Source organism: Chitinophaga ginsengisoli, from assembly GCF_003014595.1.
GTDB classification, from domain to species: Bacteria; Bacteroidota; Bacteroidia; order Chitinophagales; family Chitinophagaceae; genus Chitinophaga; species Chitinophaga ginsengisoli.
On sequence record NZ_PYGK01000046.1, the window covers coordinates 1 to 1,718 of the forward strand.

1 protein-coding gene is annotated in these 1,718 nt (G+C 38.6%); it reads right to left on the minus strand.

What is annotated here, in order from left to right:
- Positions 1-102 precede the first annotated feature (102 nt).
- Positions 103-1,650 carry an IS1182 family transposase gene (locus CLV42_RS33590; protein ID WP_106606324.1) on the minus strand — a complete coding sequence of 516 codons (1,548 nt, stop codon included), beginning with the start codon at positions 1,648-1,650 and terminating at the stop codon, positions 103-105.
- Positions 1,651-1,718 lie beyond the last annotated feature (68 nt).

Below are 1,718 nucleotides of genomic sequence, written 5' to 3' on the forward strand. Positions count from 1 at the left end.
TGCTATATATTGATTGTTATTTATCTGGGACAAATCTAGCTGGAATGCGGTATAGTGTATTATATAGATATTGGGCAGATATTTGAGTATTATTTGGGCTTTTTAAGCCACTTTCTTTCTTAGGTTATGGGCTAAAGCCAACAATCCTATCTCAATGTTGACTTTGTCAATGCCTCTAAGCATGAAGCGCTTAAACTGGTGGTTATGTTTGATATTAGCGAACACGGGTTCAATGTCAAAACAGCGCTGTTTACGTTTTTGGATACCCCGTTTGGTCTTTAATCGCTTAGTAGCTTTCTGTTTTAGTCGATTCCAATTATGGTTAACCTCGATTATTCGATTTCCCTTCTGCTGATGACACTCGCCTCTTAAAGGGCATCCATCGCAGTTCTTGGCCTGATAACGAGTAATGGTCTGTTCGTATCCAGTGCGACTTTGAGAGGTGAACGAACCAAGCCTTTTCATGGGTTTGCCTGTAGGGCAATAGTAACGGTCCTTCACTGGATCATATTCCAATTTATCCACTGTGTAAGGCTTTTTACTACGTAACCGATTATTTTGATCTCTATCAAACTGGTTATGTTTTACATAGCCTGTAATTCGTTTGTTTTCCAACCATTGATAATTCTGTTCGCTTCCGTAACCCGCATCGGCTGTTACTGTGTTAGGTTTAATACGGAACTGACGTATATGATTCTGAAGATGAGTAATAAGGGTATTAGTATCAGTGGTTTGTTGATGAACACTATAAGAGGCTATAAATTGGTTATTGCTACTGATCTGTACATTGTAAGCCGGTTTTAATTGTCCGTTTTTCATATGATCTTCCTTCATCCGCATAAAGGTGGCATCAGGATCAGTTTTACTATAGCTACTTCTTTGCCCATCTAGTACTTTCTCTTGCTGTTCATATTTTTCAAGTGCAGATGGCCAGTGGTGCTTAGCATAAGTGAGCTTTTGCTTTATTTTTTTATCCGCAGACTTGTTTCCCTTTAGTGCCTCATTGATTTTTTCTATGGTCTGGCTTACCTTCTCTTTATCTATTTTATCAAAACCTGAAGGATCTGTATCATCAAGTTCGGAAGCAGCTACACTCTGAGCGTATTGCCACAATTCATTTAATTGTTGTTTAATTTTTTCTTTATGATGCTTGATAGCATTGCCCCAAACAAAGGTATACCTGTTAGCATTGGCTTCTATTTTAGTTCCATCTGTGTACAGGTCTTTTATGCTTAGTAAACCTTCTTCGCACAGCAAAAGGACTACTTGTGTAAATATTGGTTGCAGACTCTTTTGTAAACGTTTGCCTCTAAAACGATTGATCGTGTTGTGATCTGGAGTGCTCATCCCGCTGAGCCACATGTAATGGATGTGTTGGCTAACAGCCTCCTCTATTTTGCGACTGCTGTATATATTATTTATGTAGGCGTAGACCAGTATTTTCAATAACATCCGGGGATGATAGCTGCTCGTTCCTCCTGGCTTATATTGGCGTACAAGCTCGCTGATATCTACTCTCTCAAGAACATCATTTACAGTTCTTACCGGATGGTTCTGGGGGATCAGATCATTAATATCTGGTGGTAACAGCATCCCCTGATTCTGGTAGTTACTCTTAAATACTACTGATAATGTTTTACCTCTTGCCATGACTTAATTTACTAAGAATCATGGTTCCAAGATATTTTTTCGTCCTTTTTTTTACTAAAAATAAAGAG

Excerpts from the sequence above, each read along its gene's own strand:
- CLV42_RS33590 (WP_106606324.1), bottom strand. The coding sequence starts at position 1,650 with ATGGCAAGAGGTAAAACATTATCAGTAGTATTTAAGAGTAACTACCAG.